We start from the raw sequence: 21622 nt of genomic DNA on the forward strand, positions 1-21622 counted from the left end.
GTCCACTGCCCTCCCCGCCCCGTACGTCCGTGGCCTGCCCCGTACGTCCGTGGCCTGCCCCGTACGTCCGTGGCCTGCCCGGGCCCTGCACGCGGCCGGGAAGGCCGCCCTGCCGCGCTCCCACCGGCGTCCTGCCCCCGTCCTGCCGGTGCTCCGCCCCGCCTCTCCCCCGCTTTCGCCGGACTCGGGGGCGATCCCTGAGGCGCCGCGCGGCGCGGAGGTCTCGTTCCGCGAGCAGATCCGCAGGTCACAGCCCGGTTCCCGGTCCGGTTCCCCTGGTCCTCCCCGGGATCGTCCCTGAGGCTCTCCGCACCCGGGGTCGTTCCCCTCTACTCCGGAAGGACGATCAATGGGGGGAACCTCCTGCATAGGGCGGAGTGGGAACTCCCTTCCTGGGACTCATCACAGCGGACCGGTCGTCTCCTAGTCTTTTCGGTGCGGGGGTCATCAAAGGGACGGTTCGCTGGCGCCGGTCCTTCCGGCGCACCATCGCCCGGCCCGGCCCCCGGTCCCGCCCGTGACATCGGCACGCGCCGCCTACCGGCGCGTGCCCGGCATCGGGTGGTTTCCAGTGATCGTGAGTTCATCGAAACGCAGACAGGGGAGTTCACTGTGACGGACACCGCCCGATCGACCGCTGACGCGCATTCCGCGCCGGGGGCGGGCGACTTCGCCGCGCGGGCCCACCGGGTCGCCAAGGTCTACGGTTCCGGGGACGCGAAGGTGGTCGCCCTGGACGGGGTGACCGTCGGGATTCCCCGCGGCCGGTTCACCGCGATCATGGGGCCTTCGGGATCCGGCAAGTCCACGCTGATGCACTGCATGGCGGGGCTGGACTCGGTGGACTCCGGTGAGGTCTTCATCGGCGACACCCAGGTGACGGGGATGAAGGACAAGCATCTGACCCGGTTGCGCCGCGACAAGATCGGGTTCATCTTCCAGGCGTTCAACCTCGTGCCGACGCTGACGGCGCTGGAGAACATCACGCTGCCGATGGACATCGCCGGGCGCAAGCCCGACCGGCAGTGGCTGGACCAGGTCATCGACACGGTGGGGCTGCGGCCGCGGCTGCGGCACCGGCCCAGCGAGCTGTCGGGCGGCCAGCAGCAGCGGGTGGCGTGCGCCCGGGCGCTGGCCTCCCGCCCGGAGATCATCTTCGCGGACGAGCCGACCGGGAACCTGGACTCGCGGTCGGGCGCGGAGGTGCTGGGGTTCCTGCGCGACTCGGTGCGGCGGATGGGGCAGACGATCGTCATGGTGACCCATGACCCGTCCGCGGCCGCCTACGCCGACCAGGTGCTGTTCCTGACCGACGGGCAGATCGTCGACACGATGGCCGAGCCGACCGCCGAGCGGGTGCTGGAGCGGATGAAGGGCTTCGAGCTGCCGGGGGTCGCGGCCCGATGATGGCCAAGGTCACGCTCCGCAATCTGGCGGCGCACAAGATCCGGCTGGTGCTCACCGCGGTCGCGGTGATCCTCGGCGTGTCGTTCGTGTCCGGCACCCTGATCTTCACCGACACGATGAACCGCCAGTTCGACGACCTGTTCAACGGGATCGGCAAGGGCGTGGCGGTCGACGTCCGGGCCAAGAAGGTCGTCAACGACCCGATGGACGACGGGCAGTCCGCCCAGCCCGTCCCCGCCTCGCTGGTCAAGACGCTGAGCGAGGTCGAGGGGGTCAAGGACGTCGTCGGGAACGTCACCGGGTACGCCGCGGTGGTGGGCCACGACGGCAAGATCATCGGGGGGCAGGGGGCGCCGCAGCTGGGCGTGAACTGGGTGCCCGGCGGCGACTACGAGATGATCTCGGGGCGGGCCCCGGCGAACCGGGCCGAGGTCGCGCTCGACTCCGCCACCGCCGGCAAGGCCAAGCTGCGCGTCGGGGACACGGCCCGGGTCGTCACCTCCGGGACGGTGCAGCGGGTCCGGGTCGTCGGGCTGATCGACACCGGCAACATGATGGGCGCCAGCGTCGCGGCGTTCGACACCGCCACCGCGCAGCGGCTGCTGCTCAAGCCCGGGCATTTCAGCGACATCCAGATGGGTTCGTCCGGGCCGGGCGAGGAGGAGCTGCGCGACCGCGTGGCCCAGGTGCTCCCGCCGCAGCTGGAGGCGATCACCGGTACGAAGCTGCGCGACGACCTCAAGAGCGGCATCGCCGAGTTCATGGGGTTCTTCCGGACGTTCCTGCTGGTCTTCGCACTGATCTCGATCTTCGTCGGGGCGTTCATCATCTTCAACACCTTCTCGATGCTGGTCGCCCAGCGCACCCGGGAGCTGGCGTTGCTGCGCGCGATCGGCGCGGCCCGGTCGCAGGTCACCCGCGCCGTGATCGGGGAGGCGGTCGCGGTCGGGGTGGTGGGGTCCACCCTGGGGCTGGCCGCCGGGGCCGGGCTGGCCCTGCTGCTTCAGCAGCAGGTCATGGGCGATGACGCCGGCGGGCTGGTGCTCACCCCCAACCCGGTGATCTGGTCGTACGTGGTCGGGATCGGCGTCACGGTGATGTCGGCGTACTTCCCCGCCCGCCGCGCGGCGAAGATCCCGCCGGTGGCGGCCATGCGCGACGACGTGGCGCTGCCGCGGCGGTCGATGCGGATCCGGCTGGCGCTGGGCACCCTGCTCACCCTGATCGGCGCGGGGCTGATCGCGCTGGGGCTGGTCGGGGACGCGGGCAATCCCGCCGTGCCCGTGGGCGCCGGGGCGTTCGCGGTGTTCCTGGGCGTGGCGATGCTCGCCCCGGTGATCAGCGTGCCGGTGGTGCGGGTGCTGGGCGCTCCCGCCGCCCGGCTGATGGGCGCCCCCGGGCGGCTGGCGCGGCAGAACGCGCTGCGCAACCCGCGCCGGACCGCGGCGACGGCGGCCGCCCTGATGATCGGGCTGGCGCTGATCACCACGGTGAACGTGCTGGGCGCGTCCATGCGGTCGTCGGTGGACTCCCAGGTCGACCGGCAGTTCGGCGCCGACTACATCGTCCAGCCGGCCGGCATGGGCGGGGGCGGCCTGGACCCGCGGCTGGTCGGGCAGGTCAAGGCCACGCCCGGTGTCGAGAGCGCCGCCGGCTACTACAGCGGGAACCTCAACATCAGCGGCAAGCGGGCCTGGTACGCGGCGGGCGACGCCGCGGCGCTGGCCAAGGGCACCAGGATGGAGCTGGTCTCGGGCGGGACGAACCTGGGCCGCGACGGGATGATGGTGGACTCCGACACCGCGTCCGCGCAGAAGTGGACGGTCGGGTCGGTGGTGGCGGTGCAGTTCCCCGACGGCGCCACCGAGCGGCTGCGGGTCACGGGCGTCTACGCCAAGAACGACATCCTGGGGCCCCGGCTGATCTCCGAGCAGGCGCACCTGGCGCACGCCGTCCGGCCCTCCGTGTCGGCGATCATGGTGGACGCGCGGGCCGCGGACACCGCGACCAAGAGCGCGCTGGAACGGACGCTCGGCGACAACCCCGCCGTGAAGGTGCAGGACCAGGCCGCGTTGAAGGAGAACGCGCGGCAGCAGGTGGACGGGCTGGTGTCCTTCCTCACCGTGCTGCTGATCATGTCGGTGATCATCGCGGCGGTGGGCGTGGTGAACACCCTGGCGCTGTCGGTGATCGAACGGACCCGGGAGATCGGGCTGCTGCGGGCGATCGGGATCAGCCGGCGGCAGCTGCGCCGGATGGTCCGGCTGGAGTCGATCGTGATCGCGGTGTTCGGTGCGGTGCTGGGCATCGGGATCGGGGTGTCGTTCGGCGCCGCGTTGCAGCGGGCGCTGGTGGAGCAGGGCCTCGAGCGGCTCAGCGTCCCCGTCGGCACCCTGGCGATCTACCTGGTGGTGGCGGCGCTGATCGGTGTGCTGGCCGCGGTGTGGCCGGCGTGGCGGGCCGGGCGGATGGACGTGCTGAGGGCCATCTCCACCGAATGACCGTCCCCCTGGGGCCGTCCCGCCACCGGATGACCGCCGCCCCTCCGGGGGCGGCGCGCCGGGTGACCTCCCGATGATCTCCCGGTGACCCGGCGGGGCCGCCGCCCGCGGGCGGCGGCCCGGTGCCCCGCACGGCCTCCCGGCCGTGCGGGGCACCGCGTTTCCCGGACCCGGGCCGCGGCGTGGCGCGGCTCAGGCCGCAGGCCCGGTCCCGGGGCCGGCCGCACCGGCCCGGTCAGGCGCGAGCCGTCAGGCGCGAGCCGTCAGGCGCGAGCCGTCAGGCGCGAGCCGTCAGGCGCGAGCCGTGGGCCGGGACTTTGCGGCGGAGCCCAGGCCGCCGCGCAGCCACACCGCCGTCAGCATCGTCGCCGCCCCCGCCGCCGCGACCGACCAGCCGACCCCGGCCACCTCGGCCAGCCCGCCGAACACCACCGGGCCCACGCCCTGCAACGTCATCACACCGGTCGACAGCAACCCGAACGCCTGCCCCCGGGCCCCCTCGGGCACCGCCTCCACGAACCGCCGCTGGATCCCCAGCTCGTAGGCGAACCCGGCGCCGGTCACCGCCAGCAGCACCGCCACCACCGTGACCGGCAGCACCGCCGCCAGCGGCACCAGCGGCGCCCCGAACACCACCATCATCGGCACCACCAGGCGCTCGCGGGTGGCCGGGGCCAGCAGGCGCCCGGCCACCAGGTTGCCCGCCATCATCCCGGCCGGGACGCACGCCAGGAGCACCGCCTCCGTCCCGTCCGGATAGCCTCGCACCCGCGCGTAGGGGATCAGCAGGCTCTCCGCCCCCGCGACGAACGCCACCGGCAGCCACTGCGCCAGCAGCATCACCCGCACCTCCCGGTCCCCCAGCAGCCGCCGGTTGACCGCGCGGCTCGCCTGCAGGAACGAACTCCCCGGCCCGGCGCCGCCGTCCTCGGGTGCCGCGGGCGGCATGTCCTCCAGCAGCACCCGGACCAGCACCGCGGCCAGCGCGTAGGCGGCGCAGGTCGCCAGCAGCGCGTACCGGGGCCCCAGCGCGGCCACCGCCACGCCGCCGAACGCCAGGCCCAGCAGCTGCGCCGCCGACGACGCGATCATCATCAGCGACCGGCCCAGCACGTACCCCTCCCCCGGCAGCACCTCGGCGACCAGCCGGTTGACCGCCCCCGACACCACCGGGGTCACGCACGCGACCGCCGCCACCAGCGCCAGGCTCACCGCGACCGGCGGATCCAGCAGCGCCAGCACTGCCGCGACCGCCGCCGACAGCGCGTACACGCCCGACATCAGCGGCCGGGGACGCATCCGGTCGGCCAGCGACCCCAGCAGCGCGCCGCCCGCCACCTGCGGGAGGAACCCGATGGCGAAGGCCACCGCCGCCAGCAGCGGCGACCCCGTCCGCCCGTAGACCAGCACCGACAGCGCCACCATCCGCAGCGTGTCCGCCGCGATCACCAGTGACCGCGTCACGAACAGCACCCGGAAGCTCGGCTCTCCCAGGAGCTCCCGGTACGACCCGCGGCCGCCGTCGCGGGCGGGGACGTCCGGGGGCGGGGGCGCGTCCGCGCGGGCCGGCGGGGCGGGCGGTGCCGTACGCGGCTCGCGCGGCGGCGGGGAGGCGTCCTGGGATCCGGTCATGCGCGCAGCCTCGCGCCGCCGTGATCATCGGGCCATCTTTACGTCCCAGGACGTAAGGTCGGGCCGGGGGCGCGTAGGGTCCGGGTGTGATCCGTTTCGAGGTGGACACCGAGGACCTGCTGCACAGCCGGTTCGCGCTCTCGCCCCTGTTCGAGCTGAACTGCCTGCTGCGCGCCCTGGCCGGACTTCCCGGACGGCTGCCTCCCGCGTGGTCGGACCGGCTCGTCCCGGTGTTCCGGCGGCTGCGCGCCGAGACCCCGCTGGAGGCCGTCCTGGCGCTGCACTCCCCCACGCAGGGCCCGGGGTTCACGGCGCCGCCGCCCCGGCTGGGCCTGGCCCAGACCATCGAGGACGACCTGGAGCAGGTCCGGGCCACCCCCTTGGACCTGGCCCGCAGCGAGATCGCCGCCGCCCTGCGGCACCGCCACCCCACCTCCCCCACCTCCCCCGGCACCACCGACTCCGCCGGCCGCGCCGCCGCGCTGCTCGCCCGCGACGACGTCGTCGCGCTCGTCGCCGGCACCCTGGAGACCGCCTGGCGCGGGTTGCTGGCGCCCTCGTGGCCGCAACTGCGGGCGATCTGCGAACGCGACGTCCTCCACCGGTCCGGGCGGCTGGGGCAGGGCGGCTGGGAGGCGGCCCTGGACGACCTGGCCGCCCAGGTCCGCTGGCGCGACCGGGGCATCGAGATCCTGCACACGACGGCCCGGGAGACCGTCCCGCTCGGCGGCCGCGGCCTCCTGCTCATCCCCTCGGTGTTCCTGTGGCCGCGCGTGGCCGCCCACACCGCCCCCACCTGGCCGCACGCGCTGATCTACCCCGCGCGGGGCATCGCCGCCCTCTGGGAGAACACCGCCCGGCCCGAACCGGGCGCGCTCGCCGGGCTCCTCGGCCGCACCCGGGCCCGCGTCCTGCTCGCCCTGGAGGAACCGGCCGGCACCACCCAGCTCGCCCGCGCCCTGGGCATCGCCGTCGGCGCCGCCGGAGACCACCTGGCCGTCCTGCGCCGCGCCGGGCTGCTCGACCGGGCCCGCGCGGGACGCGGCGTCCTGTACCGGCGCACCCCGCTCGGGGACGCGCTGGCGCGCGGCGCGCCGGAACCGGAGGACCCGCCCGCCCTCGAAGACGGCAGGAATTGACGTGGCGGCCGCGAAGGGCCTTCCCGCACAATCGGCGCATGGACGACTCGACCGGCTCAGGCCGCCTTGACGGGGAAAGCACGGCACGCGCGACGGCGACCGCACGCGGGCAGAACAGCGGGCAGAACAGCGGGCAAGGCGGCGGGCAGGGCAGCGGGCCCGGGGCCATCGCGCCCGACGGGTCGGCGGTGGAGTTCTACGCCGCGATGCCGCCCGACCGCGACAGCGCCGCCCTCGTCCACGGCGCCGTCCCTCCGGGCGCGGCCATCCTCGAACTGGGCGCCGGCGCCGGACGGGTCACCCGCCCGCTCCTGGACCTCGGCCACCCCGTCGTCGCGGTCGACGCGTCCGCGGACATGCTCGCCCGCATCGAGGGGGCCGAGACGGTCCGCTCGGCGATCGAGGACCTCGACCTCGGCCGGACGTTCGAGGTGGTGCTGATGATGTCGTTCCTCATCTGCTACGGCCCGCGGCGGGAACTGCTGGAGACCTGCCGCCGCCACCTCGCCCCCGGAGGCCGTGTCATCGTGCAGCGCGAGACGGCCGGGTGGTTCGACTCCGCCGGGCCCTCCGAATGGGAGCGGCAGGGCGTGCGGTACCGCCTGTTCGACGTCGTCAGGCACGGACCGGACCTGCTGTCGGCCAGCATGGAGTACCGCCTGGGCGAGCGTGCCTGGGTGCACTCCTTCACCTCGCGCAGGCTCGGCGACGAGGAGCTGGAGGAGGTGCTGGCGGGCGCCGGGCTGCGCCTGGACGGTTTCCTGGACGAGTCCCGCGGCTGGTTCACCGCCCGCCTGGCCTGACCGTCCCCGGCCCGGCCATCCCGCCCGGCCATTCGGCCCCTGCGTCCCGCCCGGCCAGCAGCCCGCCCGGCCATTCCGTCCTGCGTCCCGCCTGGCCGTCCCGCCTGATCACGCACGGCCCGCGGCCCGTCACGGGCCGCGGGACCGGCTCAGTCGTCCTCGCCCTTCACCACGCCCGCGTCCGGCTCGGCCGGCGACGCGGCGGCCGTGCCCTTGACCGAGGCCGACTGCGCCGCGACCAGGTCGGTGGCGCTGACCGTGGTGTTCTCGGGGAAGTGGCAGGCCGCCTGATGGCCCGGGCTGAGCTCCACCAGCGGCGGCTCGACCTGCTTGCAGATGTCCTGCGCCTTCCAGCACCGGGTGTGGAACCGGCACGCCGGCGGCGGGTCCAGCGGGCTCGGCACGTCCCCCTGCAGCCGGATCCGGTCCTTGCCCTCGCGCTTGGAGGGGTCGGGCACCGGCACCGCCGACAGCAGCGCGTTGGTGTAGGGGTGCATCGGCCGCCCGTAGAGATCGTCGCGGTCCGCGATCTCGACGATCTTCCCCAGGTACATGACGGCGACGCGGTCGGAGATGTGCCGCACCACCGACAGGTCGTGCGCGATCACCACGTAGGTGAGGTCGAACTCGTCCTGCAGGTCCTCCAGCAGGTTGACCACCTGCGCCTGCACCGACACGTCCAGCGCCGACACCGGCTCGTCGGCCACGATCAGCTTGGGCCTGAGCGCCAGCGTCCGGGCGATCCCGATGCGCTGCCGCTGCCCGCCGGAGAACTCGTGCGGGTAGCGGTTGTAGTGCTCGGGGTTGAGGCCGACCAGCTCCAGCAGGTCCTGGACGGCCTTCTTCACCCCGTCGTCGGTCTGGATCTTCTGCAGCCGGAACGCCGCCCCGACGATCGCGCCGACCGTCTGCCGCGGGTTCAGCGACGAGTACGGATCCTGGAAGATCATCTGGATGTCCCGGCGCAGCGGGCGCATCCGCTTCTGCGGCAGGCGCGTGATGTCGCGCCCCTCGAAGGTGATCTTCCCGAAGCTCGGGTCGAGCAGCCGCATGATCATCCGGCCGGTGGTGGTCTTGCCGCAGCCCGACTCGCCCACCAGGCCCAGCGTCTCGCCCTTGCGCACGGAGAACGACACCCCGTCCACGGCCTTGACGGCCGCGACCTGGCGGCGCAGCAGCCCCGCGGTCACCGGGAAGTGCTTGCCCAGGCCGTCGACCTCCAGCAGCGTCTCCCCGCGCACGGACCCGCTCGCCGGCCCGGCCGCGGTCGCGGTCCCGGCCGCCGGGCCGGCACCGGCCCCGTCGGGGGTCTGCTCGGGACGGTTGTCGTCGGAAGTGCTCACCATGTCTCCACTGCTCCCGTCACAGCTTGGGAGCGATCTCGTCGGTCCAGATCCGGCGGCGCCGCTCGGCGGGCAGATGGCAGGCCACACTGTGCCCCGGTGCCGTCTCCCGCAGCTCGGGACGCTCGCCGGTGCTCCGGCCCTCGGTCAGCCCCTCGTACGCGCAGCGCGGGTTGAACGCGCACCCCGCCGGCAGGTTGATCAGGCTGGGCGGCGCGCCCTTGATGGGCATCAGCCGCTCCGACGGCGGGCGGTCCAGCCGCGGCATCGAACCCAGCAGCCCCCAGGCGTAGGGGTGCTCGGGCCGGTGGAAGACGTCCTCCACGCTGCCGTACTCCACGCACCGGCCGCCGTACATCACCAGGATGTCGTCCGACAGCTCGGCGACCACCCCGAGATCGTGAGTGATCATGATGATCGCGGAGTTGAACTCCCGCTGCAGGTCGCGGATCAGATCCAGGATCTGCGCCTGCACGGTCACGTCCAGCGCGGTGGTGGGCTCGTCGGCGATCAGCAGCTCGGGGTCGCACGACAGCGCCATCGCGATCATCGCGCGCTGCCGCATGCCGCCGGAGAACTGGTGCGGGTAGTCGTCCACCCGCCGGTCCGGCTTGGGGATCCCCACCCGGCCCAGCATGTCGATCGCGTGCTTGCGCGCCACCTTCTTGGACACGTCGTTGTGCACGCGGTAGGCCTCGATGATCTGGTGGCCCACCGTGTAGAACGGGTGCATCGCCGACAGCGGGTCCTGGAAGATCATGGCCATGTTCCGGCCGCGCAGCCGCCGCACCTGGTCGGGCGAGGCGCCCACCAGTTCCTGCCCGTCCAGCCAGATCTCGCCGGAGACCTTGGCGTTGCGGCGGTTGTGCAGGCCCAGGATGCCCAGGCTCGTCACGCTCTTGCCGGACCCGGACTCGCCCACGATCCCCAGGGTCCGGCCGCGGTCCAGGCGGAACGACAGCCCGTCGACGGACCTGACCAGCCCGTCGTCCGTCGGGAAGTGGATCTTCAGGTCGCGGACGTCCAGGAAGGAGTCCGCCGGCGCGGCCTGGCCCGCCGCGGCCCCCTCCGGCGTCCCGGCCGGTCGCTTGTCGGCCATCAGCTGTGCCTCACCCTCGGGTCGACGACCCCGTACAAGATGTCCACGACCAGGTTCGCCAGCACGATGAACAGGGCGGCGGCCATGGTCGCCCCGAGCACCACCGGAAGGTCGCTCTGGAAGATCCCGTCCAGTGCCAGCTGGCCCAGCCCGGGCAGCGAGAAGGTCCGCTCGGTGATGATCGCACCACCCAGCAGCAGCCCCAGGTCCAGGCCGAACACCGTCATGATCGGGGTCAGCGTGGCGCGCAGGCCGTGCTTGACCACCACGGTCTTCTCCGGCAGCCCCTTGGCCCGCGCCGTACGGATGTAGTCCTCGTTCATCGTCTCCAGCATGCCCGCCCGGGTGAGCCGGGCGTACAACGCCGCGTAGAGGAACGCCAGGCAGATCCACGGTAGGAGCAGAGCCGTGAACCATTTGACCGGATTGGTGGTCAGCGCGACGTAGTTCACCTCTGGCAGGAGACTCCATTTGTGCACCACGAACGCCAGCCCGAGCAGCCCGGTGAAGAACACCGGCAGCGACACTCCGGCCAGCGCCACCGCCATCGCGGCCCGGTCGAAGATCGTCCCGCGGCGCAGCGCCGACAGCACGCCGATCGAGATCCCCGCCGCCAGCCACAGCACCGCCGCGCCCGCGGTGATCGACAGCGTCACCGGGAGCCGGTTGACGATCTCGTCCATCACCGACTGGTTGGTGCGGAACGAGTACCCCAGGCACGGCGCCGGGCAGTCGATCTTCTGGGTGCCGGTGTCGTAGGTGTCCCCGACGGCGATCGCCTTGATGAACTTGCCGTACTGCACCGCGACCGGGTCGTCCAGCCCGAACCGATCCTTGATCGCCTCGAGCGTGGCCTGGTCGGGGGTCTTGCCGGCGTAACGCGCCGCGAGATCGTCGGTGGTCACCCCGGCCGCCTTGGGCACGAGGAAGAAGATTCCGAACGTCACCGCGCTGATGACCAGCAGCAGCCCGACCGAGCCCAGGAGGCGGCGAACAATGAATGCGACCACAGCGTCCGGCCCGGACGGCCGGCGGGGTTTTGCGCCCCGCCGGCCGCCCTATGCCTTCACCTGCCTTCTCTCAGGTAGTGCGTGAAGGGCGTCAGCCGCTGACGCCGAGGTTGGCGTAGTCGTACATGCCGAAGCCCGAGTGGAAGTACACGTTGGTCAACGTCGTGGGACGGTACACCAGCGACTTGGCGTAGACGTTCGGGATGGCCGCGGCCAGCTCCCGCACCTTCTCGTCGATCTCGTTGTAGACCTTGGCGCGAGCGTTGGCGTCGGTGAGCTTAACGACGTCGTTCCACTTCTTGTCGATCTCCGGGTCGGTCAGCTCCGACATGTTGGAGTTACCGGTCGGGACGATCGCCTTGCCGTCGGTCACCGGCTGCAGGTAGCCGTAGCCGGTGTTCCAGTCCGGCGCCCAGCCGTAGGTGCCCAGCCCGATCTTCTCGCGCTTGACGAACTCGGGCGAGCCGAACTGCTCGTTGGTGTAGGTGCCCGACGGGTAGCCCTTCAGCTCCAGCTTGATGCCGGCCTTGGCCATCGACTGCTGCAGCGCCTCGGCCGTCGCCTTCTCCTTGGGACGGTCGCTGCGGAACACCATCACCGTCGAGAAGCCGTTGGGCTGCCCGCACTTGGCCAGGGCCTCCTTGGCCTTGGCGACGTCACCGGTGTAGTTCGGGTCCGCCTTGGTGTAGAAGTCGGTGCCCTTCTCACGGCCGGTCACGCTCGGCGGCTGGATCGAGGTCGACGGCTCGCCGCCGACCTCACCGCCGTAGGCGCGGTACATCGCCGACCGGTCCGCCGCGTACACCATGGCCTTGCGGCACTCGACGTTCGGGATCGTCTTGGTGTTGATCGGCACGTACCAGTGGAACCCGGCCAGCGGGTTGTCGGCGTTCCCCTTGAGCTTGGGGTCGGTCAGGATCCGCTGGCGCGCGGCGGCCTGCACACCCGAGCCGGGCAGGTCGACGTGCAGGGTCCCCGCCAGCAGCCGGTTGTCGATCTCCTCGGCCTTCAGGCCCGCCTGGAGCTCGATCCGGTCGGGGAGCTGCTTGCGGTTGGGGTCGGTCGACTGGTCCCACTGGTCGTTGCGGACCAGGACGCCGCCCTGCTTCGGCTTGTAGTTGCCCTCCCACTTGTAGGGGCCGCTGGAGAAGGGACGCTCGGTGTACTTCACACCGGTGTCCTTCGCCTGCGGGAGGGGGGCGGTCTGGCCGCTGAAACCGACGAGCTGGTCGAACTCGGCGAACGGGTTCTTCAGCTTGAAGACGACGGTGTAGTCGTCGGGGGTCTCGACGCCCTTGAAGTTGTCAAGGTTCTTGTCCTTGAACGGACCCTTGTAGCCCTCGGCGGCCAGCAGCTGCGTGAAGTACGACGGGCCGTTGCGGATCACGCCGCGGTCGAAGGTGCGCGCGACCGCGTACTTGATGTCCTTGGCCTTGATCTCAGAGCCGTCTTCGTACTTGATGCCGCGCTTGAGCTTGTAGGTCCAGGTCTTGCCGCCGTCGCTGGGGGTGCCCATGGCCTCGGCCAGGTCCGGGGAGAAGGTGGAGCCCTCCTGGCCCGGCTTGGACGTGTAGGTGATCAGCGTCCGGGAGTACAGCCGCAGGAAGTTGTTTCCGTAGGCGTAGTAGATGTTCGCAGGGTCGAGCGACTCGAAGTCGTCCGGCTGCGCCATCTTCAGCACGCCGCCCTTGCGGTCGGAGGGGTTGACCACCTGGGTGGAGGCGGCGTCGAACTTGCCCGTCGCGCCGCCGTCACCGTCGGAGGAGTCGCCGCCGCAGGCGGACAGTCCGAGACTCAGCACGACGGCACCGGCCGCCGCACTGGTCACGACCTTGGGAGATTTCATTGCTTCCCTTTCGCTATACCGGTTCTTCGCCGGAGTCATCGGGCGCGAGGATCGAGGGCGTCGCGCAGTCCGTCACCGAACAGGTTGAAGGCCAGCACGGTGACGAAGATCGCCAGACCGGGGACGATCACGAAGTGCGGCGCGACCGTGTAGAGCTCGGTGGCGGCCGACAGCATCCCGCCCCAGGACGGGTCGGGCGGGTTGATGCCGACACCGAGGAAGGACAGCGCCGCCTCGAACAGGATGTTGGTCGGGATCAGCAGGGTCGAGTAGACCAGGATCGGCGCGACCAGGTTGGGCAGGATCTCGCGGAACAGGATGTAGGAGTTGCGCGCGCCCAGGCTCCGCGCGGCGTCCACGAACTCCCGCTCCCGCAGCGACAGCGTCTGGCCGCGGATGATCCGCCCGATGTAGGGCCAGTTGAAGAATCCGATGATGAAGACCAGTACGGCCATCCGCAGGCCGTTGCCTTCCAGGCCGGCCATCTTGGCCGGGATCACGCCGACCAGGGAGATCGCGAACAGCACCAGGGGGAAGGCCAGGAAGATGTCCATCAGCCGCGCGATCACCGTGTCGACCCAGCCGCCGAAGTAGCCGGCGACGATGCCCATCACGGTGCCGATCACCACCGACACCAGGGTGGCCAGCACCCCGATCAGGATCGATACGCGGGCGCCGTAGAGGATCCGGCTGAACAGGTCACGGCCGTTGATCGGCTCGATGCCGAAGATGTGGTCGGCGCTGATGCCCCCGAACGACCCGTTGGGTTTGCCCAGGGTGGCGTCGACCAGGTTCTGGTGGAACTGGTTCGGCGGGCTGCCCAGCAGCTTGACCAGCAGCTCGGTCACGCCCGGCAGCGCGACCACCACCAGCAGCAGCACGAAGATCCCACCCGCCATGGCGACCTTGTCGCGGCGCAGCCGCAGCCAGGCGATCTGCCCGAGCGAGCGACCCTGGATCGCCTTGCGCTCGACGCCCGAAAGCACGGCGTCCGGCTGGGCCTCTGCCTCCGACCCGGACACCTCGATCGGTGCGGTCACGCTCCGTACCTCCTACCCTCGGCCACGCTGCAGCCGGCCTGACGTCACGTGGGCGCGGAGGTCGTCCACCGCCCATGCCCGTTAAGCCGCGTTTGCTGGAGGGAAACCTAGTCCTTCGGGGACGACTGTCCATCCGTCGTGCGAACTGCGCCAGTACCCGTTTCTGACTTGTGATCTCGTTGTCATCTGGGGCACACGCGATCCGCACAATGCACAGTCAAAGCGCCCGAATAGTACGTGGCGTGGGCATCGCCGAGGCAAGAGCAAACCGGTCTAGACCGGGAAGCTTTACCGGACCGAGTCCGATTCGATACCGATCATGCGCTGCTCAGCGACGTTGACCGGAGAAAAGAGCGAGGCCGGGGAGGCCCACGTGACAGGTGGGCCTCCCCGGCCGTGGTGGGTGAGATCACATGCCGGGAGGTCGGGAACCGCGGGAGGGACCGGTGAACGGGCCGGTCACTTGATCCCGCGGTTGCGGAGGATCTCCTCGATCTCGGCCATCTCCGGGTCGTGCCGGGCGGGCTCGACCGCCCCCTTGGGCTCCCCGGACGTCCGGCCCCCCGTGGCCCTGCGCTCCTTGGGTCCTCCGGCGGCGGGCCGGTCCGGAGCGCCCGCACGGCGGCTGATCATGACTCCGGAGACCAGGTAGAGCACGACGGCCAGGCCGGCGACGGCGGCGCCCGCCCACTTGGCCGCGTCGAAGGTGGCCAGATCGAGGAAGAACCTCGTCACGCCCGTCAGGGTGGCGGCCAGCGGCACCAGCGACCAGGCGGCACCGCGCAGCCCCGCACCCGCCCCGCGGCGCCGGTAGACCCCCCAGCTGATGACCAGCCCCAGCAGTGTGATCCCCAGGCTGATCGCGAAAATCGTCGCATCCGTCATGGCGGCCCCTCAGTCTCGCGCGCGGTGATGCTCCTCCCATACTCACACGTCACGGACGGGTAACGCTCCTCCCGGCGGACGGTTTACCAGGGCGGCCGCCTCATCCTCCGGCGTGATCCGCCCCTAGGGGCCGCTCCCTTAGGGGGTCGTCGGGGTCAGGCGAACAGGGCCGCCAGCCGGTCGAGATCGACCTCGTGCAGCGAGCCCACCACGGTCCGGCCCGGCGCCGGCGCCACCGGCAGCAGGCAGGGCACCGCCACCGTGACGCATCCCGCCGCCTCCGCCGCCGCCAGGCCGTTGGGCGAGTCCTCCAGCACCACGCACCGGGCCGGCTCGGCGCCCAGCCGCGCCGTGGCCGTCAGGTACGGCTCGGGGTGCGGCTTGGTGCGGGTGACCTCGTCACCGGCCACGCTGAGCGTGAAGTGCTCGCGGCCGATCGCGTCCAGGACGGGCTCGATCAGCACCCGGTGGCTGGAGGAGACCAGCGCCGCGGGCATCCCCGCGGCGCGGACCTCCGACAGCAGCTCCTTGGCGCCCGGCATCATCGGCACGCCCGCCCGCAGCCGCTCGACCATGCCCTCCAGCATCCGCCGCCCCACCTCCGCGGGGTCGGCTCCGGCGCCGGTCATCTCCAGCATGTAGGTCACCGCGACGTCGAGCGAACCGCCGACCAGGGCCTCCTGCTGCTCGGGGCCCCACGAGCCGCCCAGCCACGTCATCACCTCGGTCTCGACCTCGAGCCAGAGCCGCTCCGAGTCGATCAGCAGGCCGTCCATGTCGAACAGGACGGCCTGCGGCCCCGCGATGTCGCCCACGCGCGTTTCCCTCCCCGATCCCGAAAAGATCTTGATCCTGAGGGAGACGAGGATATGTCAGGTGTTGAAGTACTTGGCCTCGGGGTGGTGGACGATCAGGGCGTCGGTGGCCTGCTCGGGGACGAGCTGGAACTCCTCCGACAGCTCCACGCCGATGCGCTCGGGGCGCAGCAGCCGCATGGTCTTGGCGCGGTCCTCCAGGTCGGGGCAGGCGGGGTAGCCGAAGGAGTACCGCGCGCCCCGGTAGCCGAGCTTGAAGAACCCCTCCATGTCGCCCGGGTCCTCGCCGCCGAACCCGATCTCCGCGCGGATCCGGGTGTGCCAGTACTCGGCGAGCGCCTCGGTGAGCTGCACCGACAGGCCGTGCAGCTCCAGGTAGTCGCGGTAGGCGTTCTTGGCGAACAGCTCCGCGGTCGCCTCGCTGACCCTCGACCCGACCGTGACCAGCTGCAGGGCGACCACGTCGGTCTGGCCGGACTCGCGCGGGCGGAAGAAGTCGGCCAGGCACAGGTGCCGGTCGCGGCGCTGGCGGGGGAAGGTGAACCGCTCCCGCTCGGAGCCGTCCTCGTTCAGCAGGACGAGGTCGTCGCCCTCGGAGACGGCCGGGAAGTAGCCGTAGACGACCGCGGCCTCGATCAGGCCCTCGGTCTGGATGCGGTCGAGCCACATCCGCAGCCGGGGCCGTCCCTCGGTCTCCACCAGCTCCTCATAGGAGGGGCCGTCCTGGCCGGAGCCGCCGCGGGAGGGCTTCAGGCCCCACTGCCCCATGAAGGTGGCCCGCTCGTCGAGGAACGCCGCGTAGTCGTTCATCGGGATGCCCTTGACGATCCGGTCGCCCCAGAACGGGGGCTCGGGCACCGGGTTGTCGGTGGCCACGTCGGACCGGGCGGGCATGTCCTGCGGCTCGGTGACCTCGAACCGGGCGCCGCGCGTCTTGACCCGGCGCTCGCGCAGCGGCGGCAGCTCCGCCCCCGCCACGCCGCGCTTGACGGCCATGAACGCGTCCATCAGCCGCAGCCCCTCGAAGGCGTCGCGGGCGTAGCGGACCTCGCCGTCGAACAGCTCGGCCAGGTCCTGCTCGACGTAGGCGCGGGTGAGGGCGGCGCCGCCCAGCAGCACCGGCCACCGGTCGGCCAGCTTCCGGGAGTTGAGCTCCTCGAGGTTCTCCTTCATGATCACGGTGGACTTCACCAGCAGCCCGGACATGCCGATCACGTCGGCGCGCTGGTCGCGGGCGGCCTCCAGGATCGCCGACATCGGCTGCTTGATGCCGAGGTTGACGACCTCGTAGCCGTTGTTGGACAGGATGATGTCGACCAGGTTCTTGCCGATGTCGTGCACGTCGCCCTTGACGGTGGCGAGCACGATGCGGCCCTTGCCGCCGTCCTCGGACTTCTCCATGTGCGGCTCGAGGTGGGCGACCGCGGTCTTCATGACCTCGGCGGACTGGAGGACGAACGGCAGCTGCATCTGCCCCGACCCGAACAGCTCGCCGACGGTCTTCATGCCGTCCAGCAGCACGTCGTTGACGATCTCCAGGGCGGGCCGCTGGGCCAGCGCCTCGTCCAGGTCGGCGGGCAGGCCGTCCAGCTCGCCGTCGACGATGCGGCGCTTGAGCCGCTCCCACAGCGGCAGCCCGGCCAGCTCGGCGGACCGGCCGGCCTTCAGCGCGGCGGTGTCCACGCCCTCGAACAGCTCCATGAACCGGATCAGCGGGTCGTAGCCGTCGGCGCGCCGGTCGTAGACCAGGTCGAGGGCGACCTTGCGCTGCTCATCGGGGATCCGTGCCATCGGCAGGATCTTGGAGGCGTGCACGATCGCCGAGTCCAGCCCGGCGTCGGCGCACTCGTTCAGGAACACCGAGTTCAGCACGATCCGGGCGGCGGGGTTGAGGCCGAAGGAGACGTTGGACAGTCCCAGGGTGGTCTGCACGGCCGGGTGGCGGCGCTTGAGCTCGCGGATGGCCTCGATGGTCTCCAGGGCGTCCCGCCGGGACTCCTCCTGGCCGGTGCCGATGGTGAAGGTGAGGCAGTCGACGATGATGTCCTCGACCCGCATCCCCCAGTTGCCGGTGAGCTCCTCGATCATCCGGCTGGCGATGCGCACCTTCCAGTCCGCGGTGCGGGCCTGGCCCTCCTCGTCGATGCACATCACCACGACCGCGGCGCCGTGCTCGCGGACGATCGGCATCAGCCTGCGCAGCTTGGAGTCGGGGCCGTCGCCGTCCTCGAAGCTGACCGAGTTGACCACGGCGCGGCCGCCGAGCATCTCCAGCCCGGCCTCCAGCACGGGGGTCTCGGTGGAGTCCAGCACGATCGGCAGCGTGGCGGCGGTGGCGAACCGGAAGGCCAGCTCCTTCATGTCGCCCACGCCGTCGCGGCCGACGTAGTCGACGCACAGGTCGATCATGTGGGCGCCGTCCCGCGCCTGGTCCCGGGCGATCTTGACGCAGTCGTCCCAGCGCCCGTCCAGCATCGCCTCGCGGAACGCCTTGGAGCCGTTGGCGTTGGTACGTTCCCCGATCGCCAGGTAGGAGGTGTCCTGCCGGAACGGGACGTGCTGGTAGAGCGAGGCGGCGCCGGCCTCGGGGCGGGGGCGGCGGTCGGCGACCTCACGTCCCCGGACGCGTTCGACGACCTGACGCAGGTGCTCGGGGGTGGTGCCGCAGCAGCCGCCGACCAGCGACAGCCCGAAGTCCTTGGTGAAGGTGTCGTGGGCGTCGGCGAGCTCGGCGGGGGTCAGCGGGTAGTGGGCGCCGTCGGCGGTCAGCTCGGGCAGCCCGGCGTTGGGCATGCACGACAGGCCGATGCGGGCGTGCCGGGCCAGGTAGCGCAGGTGCTCGCTCATCTCGGCCGGGCCCGTGGCGCAGTTGAGGCCGATGAGGTCCAGCTCCAGCGGCTCCAGCGCGGTGAGCGCGGCGCCGATCTCCGAGCCCATCAGCATGGCGCCGTTCTGCTCGATGGTGACCTGCCCGATCAGCACGGTGCCGGTGCCGGAGGCGGCGATGGCGCGCTTGGCGCCGATCAGCGCGGCCTTGGCCTGCAGCAGGTCCTGGCAGGTCTCCACCAGGATCGCCTGGACGCCGCCGGCGATCAGGCCCTCGGCGTTGCGCTGGTAGGCGTCGCGCAGTTCGGCGAACGTCACGTGGCCCAGGGTGGGGAGCTTGGTGCCGGGCCCGACCGAGCCGATCACCCAGCGCGGGCGGTCGGGGGTCGAGTACTCGTCGGCGACCTCGCGGGCGAGCCGGGCGCCGGCCTCGGCCAGCTCGAAGATCCGCTCGGTGATGTCGTACTCGCCGAGGTTGCCCAGGTTGGCGCCGAAGGTGTTGGTCTCTACGCAGTCGACCCCGGCGTCGAAGTAGGCGGCGTGCACGGCCCGCACGATGTCGGGCCGGGTGACGTTGAGGATCTCGTTGCAGCCCTCGTGCCCCTGGAAGTCGTCCAGGGTGGGGCCGGCGTCCTGGAGCATCGTCCCCATGCCCCCGTCGGCCACGACGACGCGTTGCTGGAGGGCCTGACGCAAGGATCGCGGAGTGGGAGTGCTCATGGTGGACAAGCCTATCCGGGCGTGCCCGGCCCGGGTGGGCGCTCTCGCCAGTAGGGCCCGTGCGCGGGCCCGTGCGCGGAGAGGCGCGTGTCACATCCGCTCCGCGCATGGTTCGTGACGGATGGGTCATCGGGAGGATAACGTGCCTCCCGGTAACCTACTCCCCGGTAAGGAGCGGCATGAGCGCATACCGCACCATCCTCGTCGGCACCGACGGCTCGGACTCCTCGTTCCGCGCGGTCGACCGTGCCGCCCAGCTGGCCGCCGCCACCGGCGCCACGCTGCTGCTCGCCTCCGCCTACAGCCCGATGCCCGAGCGGGAGCGGCAGAGCGCCGCCGACCGCCTGGGCGACCTGGCCTACAAGGTCCAGGGCTCCACGCCCGCCGACGACGCCCTGCGCGCGGCGCGGGACCGGGCGGTGGCCGCCGGCGCCAAGGACATCGAGCACGAGGCGGTGGAGGGCGACGCGGTCGACGTGATCAGCAGGCTGGCCCGGGACCGCGCGGCCGACCTGGTGGTGGTCGGCAACCGCGGCCTCAACAGCCTGGCCGGGCGGATCCTCGGATCGGTCCCGGCGAACCTGTCGCACCGCTCGCCGTGCGACGTCCTCATCGTCCACACCACCGACGGGAAGAAGTGATCGCGGGGGCCGGGCGAGGCCGCGGCGCCGGGGGCGCCGCCCGCCCGGCCCCGGAGCGGAGGGCCGGGAGGCCGGGTCCGGCCACGGGGCCGATTCCCGAGATCCAATCGTGACCGCGCGTGCCGCCACCCCCGTCCGGGTGAGGTCTGGGCGGCGGATCGGTGGGGTAGGTCCCCTCTCAGGACGTAGGCTGGCAGCCACCGATCATGGCCCGGGTCCCCGACCCCGGGAATGAGGACCCCCGCGGTGACGCTGTACCCGACGTCGGAAGGAGGCAGCGCGTGGTCGAGCTCGAAAGCGTGCCGGAACTCGTCGATCCGGTGCTCGTGGCCGCCTTTGAGGGGTGGAACGACGCAGGTGAGGCCGCCAGCGGGGTCATCCAGCACCTGGAGTCGACCTGGGAGGCCGTTCCCATCGCCGAACTCGACCCGGACGACTACTACGACTTCCAGGTCACGCGCCCGATCATCGAGCTGAGCGACGGCGAGACCCGCGGCATCACCTGGCCCACCACCCGGATCTCCTGGACGCGGCTGCCCTCCGGCCGCGACGTGGTCCTCGTGCACGGCATCGAGCCCAACATGCGGTGGCGCTCGTTCTGCCGCGAGCTGGTGGGCCTGATGCTGGAGCTGAACGTCCGCAACGTCGTGCTGCTGGGCGCGCTGCTGGCCGACGCCCCCCACACCCGCCCGGTCCCGGTCACCGGCGCGGCGTCCGAGGCGGGGCTGGTCACCACCCTGCACCTGGAGCCGACCCGCTACGAGGGCCCGACCGGCATCCTGGGCGTCCTGCAGGACGCCTGCGCCAAGGCCGACCTGAGCACGGTGTCGCTGTGGGCGGCCGTCCCGCACTACGTCGCGCAGCCGCCCTCGCCCAAGGCGACGCTGGCGCTGCTGCGCCGCGTGGAGGACCTGCTGGACGTGACCGTCCCGCTGGGCGAGCTGCCCGAGGAGGCGCGGGCGTGGGAGAACGGCGTCAACGAGCTGGCCGAGGAGGACTCCGAGGTGGCCGAGTACGTCCGGACGCTGGAGGAGCAGAAGGACGCCACCGAGCTGCCCGAGGCCAGCGGTGACGCGATCGCCCGCGAGTTCGAGCGCTACCTGAGGCGCCGCGACGCCCCCTGAGCGGGTCACGGGCGCGGGCGCGGGCCCGGAGGTCACCGCGGGCCCGGAGGCTACAATGATCTCCAGTCCCTCCCACCGGCCCGGCGCCCCGTGATCGCTCGGCGGCCCGGGCCCGTCGATGGCCCGCGCACGCCGCCAAGTGCGCCCGTGATGCCCCCTTCCCTTCAGAACGCGTCCCCGCGGGCGCGCCGGCGCGCGACGGGCGGAGGCGCCCGGGGCCGGTGAGCCCCCGCCGGGCGGCCTCCGCCGCCGCGTCGCCGTCCATCCGCGTCCGCCCCCGGCGCGAGCTGCGGCGCGACCGCAGGCGCCGTTCCCACGCGTGCTGGGACCACCTGATCGCCGCCCCGCTGTGGCCGCTGCACGGCGCCAACCTCGGTACGCTGCTGCGGACCTGCGACGCGGTCGGCGCGTGCATGGCGGTGCCCCGGTTCGGCTGGGTCACCGAGGCCCTCCGGCGTGGCGACACGCTGCGCCGGCCGGTGTGCGTGCACTGGGTGAACGATCCGCTCGGCTGGCTCGAACGGCAGCGCGACCGCGGCTCCCAGGTGATCGGGGTGGAGCTGGCCGACGAGGCCGTCCGCCTCGGCGACCTTCCCGCCGCCCGTGCGCGCACCGTCGCGGTACTGGGTCACGAGCGGGACGGGATCGCCCCCGAGGCCCTCGACCTGCTGGATCTCGCCGTGGAGATCCCCATGGTGGGGACCGGGCACAGCCTGAACGTGGCCGTGGCGGGTTCGCTGGTGCTCTACAAACTCGCCGGACTGCTGTGAGAGCGCGCGTTTGATGGCATT

General features: G+C 72.0%; 16 protein-coding genes. 7 read left to right on the forward strand and 9 right to left on the reverse strand.

Annotated features, from left to right (window positions below):
• The first annotated feature begins 612 nt into the window (after positions 1 to 612).
• Positions 613 to 1407 (forward strand): ABC transporter ATP-binding protein, encoded by a 795-nt coding sequence (locus IW256_RS20605; protein WP_197012547.1) that lies wholly within the window; start codon positions 613 to 615, stop codon positions 1405 to 1407.
• Positions 1404 to 3908, forward strand: a complete 2505-nt coding sequence (locus IW256_RS20610; protein ID WP_231403861.1) for an ABC transporter permease — start codon at positions 1404 to 1406, stop codon at positions 3906 to 3908. Before IW256_RS20605 ends, IW256_RS20610 begins: the two co-directional genes overlap by 4 nt.
• A gap of 291 nt (positions 3909 to 4199) precedes the next feature.
• On the opposite strand, the gene IW256_RS20615 is transcribed toward IW256_RS20610, so the two are convergent.
• The gene (locus tag IW256_RS20615) at positions 4200 to 5540 is read right to left on the reverse strand and encodes an MFS transporter (protein ID WP_197012548.1); all 1341 of its coding nucleotides are present in this window, start codon (positions 5538 to 5540) and stop codon (positions 4200 to 4202) included.
• An 86-nt stretch (positions 5541 to 5626) separates the two neighbouring features.
• Here IW256_RS20615 and IW256_RS41300 point away from each other — a divergent pair, with 86 nt between their 5' ends.
• Positions 5627 to 6679 carry a DUF5937 family protein gene (locus IW256_RS41300; protein ID WP_197012549.1) on the forward strand — a complete coding sequence of 351 codons (1053 nt, stop codon included), beginning with the start codon at positions 5627 to 5629 and terminating at the stop codon, positions 6677 to 6679.
• Between the two features lie 38 nt (positions 6680 to 6717).
• Positions 6718 to 7482, forward strand: coding sequence for a class I SAM-dependent methyltransferase (locus IW256_RS20625; protein WP_197012550.1), 765 nt, complete (start codon positions 6718 to 6720; stop codon positions 7480 to 7482).
• A gap of 149 nt (positions 7483 to 7631) precedes the next feature.
• Here the strand turns inward: IW256_RS20625 and IW256_RS20630 are convergent, their stop codons facing one another.
• The 8 genes from IW256_RS20630 to metH form a co-directional block, all read right to left on the reverse strand.
• Entirely contained in the window at positions 7632 to 8723 is a 1092-nt protein-coding gene (locus IW256_RS20630; RefSeq protein ID WP_307829398.1) for an ABC transporter ATP-binding protein, read from the reverse strand.
• Positions 8724 to 8844: 121 nt separating this feature from the next.
• Entirely contained in the window at positions 8845 to 9924 is a 1080-nt protein-coding gene (locus IW256_RS20635) for an ABC transporter ATP-binding protein (RefSeq protein ID WP_197012551.1), read from the reverse strand.
• Positions 9924 to 10934, reverse strand: a complete 1011-nt coding sequence (locus tag IW256_RS20640) for an ABC transporter permease (RefSeq protein ID WP_197012552.1) — start codon at positions 10932 to 10934, stop codon at positions 9924 to 9926. Before IW256_RS20640 ends, IW256_RS20635 begins: the two co-directional genes overlap by 1 nt.
• 91 nt (positions 10935 to 11025) lie before the next feature.
• Complete coding sequence (locus IW256_RS20645; RefSeq protein ID WP_197012553.1) at positions 11026 to 12780, reverse strand: ABC transporter substrate-binding protein; 1755 nt, start codon at positions 12778 to 12780, stop codon at positions 11026 to 11028.
• A gap of 35 nt (positions 12781 to 12815) precedes the next feature.
• Positions 12816 to 13820 (reverse strand): ABC transporter permease, encoded by a 1005-nt coding sequence (locus tag IW256_RS20650; RefSeq protein ID WP_197012554.1) that lies wholly within the window; start codon positions 13818 to 13820, stop codon positions 12816 to 12818.
• Between the two features lie 459 nt (positions 13821 to 14279).
• Positions 14280 to 14705, reverse strand: a complete 426-nt coding sequence (locus IW256_RS20655) for a hypothetical protein (RefSeq protein ID WP_197012555.1) — start codon at positions 14703 to 14705, stop codon at positions 14280 to 14282.
• A gap of 155 nt (positions 14706 to 14860) precedes the next feature.
• Positions 14861 to 15520, reverse strand: a complete 660-nt coding sequence (locus tag IW256_RS20660; RefSeq protein ID WP_420535416.1) for an HAD family hydrolase — start codon at positions 15518 to 15520, stop codon at positions 14861 to 14863.
• 57 nt (positions 15521 to 15577) lie between these two features.
• On the reverse strand, positions 15578 to 19066 hold the full coding sequence (metH, locus tag IW256_RS20665; RefSeq protein WP_197012556.1) for a methionine synthase: 3489 nt from the start codon (positions 19064 to 19066) through the stop codon (positions 15578 to 15580).
• A gap of 179 nt (positions 19067 to 19245) precedes the next feature.
• Here metH and IW256_RS20670 point away from each other — a divergent pair, with 179 nt between their 5' ends.
• The 3 genes from IW256_RS20670 (at position 19246) to IW256_RS20680 (ending at position 21601) form a co-directional block, all read left to right on the forward strand.
• The gene (locus IW256_RS20670) at positions 19246 to 19707 is read left to right on the forward strand and encodes a universal stress protein (protein WP_197012557.1); all 462 of its coding nucleotides are present in this window, start codon (positions 19246 to 19248) and stop codon (positions 19705 to 19707) included.
• A 281-nt stretch (positions 19708 to 19988) separates the two neighbouring features.
• On the forward strand, positions 19989 to 20831 hold the full coding sequence (locus tag IW256_RS20675) for a PAC2 family protein (RefSeq protein ID WP_197012558.1): 843 nt from the start codon (positions 19989 to 19991) through the stop codon (positions 20829 to 20831).
• 221 nt (positions 20832 to 21052) lie between these two features.
• The gene (locus tag IW256_RS20680) at positions 21053 to 21601 is read left to right on the forward strand and encodes a TrmH family RNA methyltransferase (RefSeq protein ID WP_197012559.1); all 549 of its coding nucleotides are present in this window, start codon (positions 21053 to 21055) and stop codon (positions 21599 to 21601) included.
• Positions 21602 to 21622 lie beyond the last annotated feature (21 nt).

The sequence above is a fragment of the Actinomadura viridis genome (assembly GCF_015751755.1).
Taxonomy (GTDB): Bacteria; Actinomycetota; Actinomycetes; order Streptosporangiales; family Streptosporangiaceae; genus Spirillospora; species Spirillospora viridis.

What these genes read in the sequence shown, in the direction of transcription:
- IW256_RS20645 (WP_197012553.1), bottom strand. Translation starts at nt 12,780, where the DNA reads ATGAAATCTCCCAAGGTCGTGACCAGTGCGGCGGCCGGTGCCGTCGTG.
- IW256_RS20635 (WP_197012551.1), bottom strand. Translation starts at nt 9,924, where the DNA reads ATGGCCGACAAGCGACCGGCCGGGACGCCGGAGGGGGCCGCGGCGGGC.
- IW256_RS20625 (WP_197012550.1), top strand. Translation starts at nt 6,718, where the DNA reads ATGGACGACTCGACCGGCTCAGGCCGCCTTGACGGGGAAAGCACGGCA.
- IW256_RS20610 (WP_231403861.1), top strand. Translation starts at nt 1,404, where the DNA reads ATGATGGCCAAGGTCACGCTCCGCAATCTGGCGGCGCACAAGATCCGG.
- IW256_RS20670 (WP_197012557.1), top strand. Translation starts at nt 19,246, where the DNA reads ATGAGCGCATACCGCACCATCCTCGTCGGCACCGACGGCTCGGACTCC.
- IW256_RS20655 (WP_197012555.1), bottom strand. Translation starts at nt 14,705, where the DNA reads ATGACGGATGCGACGATTTTCGCGATCAGCCTGGGGATCACACTGCTG.
- metH (WP_197012556.1), bottom strand. Translation starts at nt 19,066, where the DNA reads ATGAGCACTCCCACTCCGCGATCCTTGCGTCAGGCCCTCCAGCAACGC.
- IW256_RS20615 (WP_197012548.1), bottom strand. Translation starts at nt 5,540, where the DNA reads ATGACCGGATCCCAGGACGCCTCCCCGCCGCCGCGCGAGCCGCGTACG.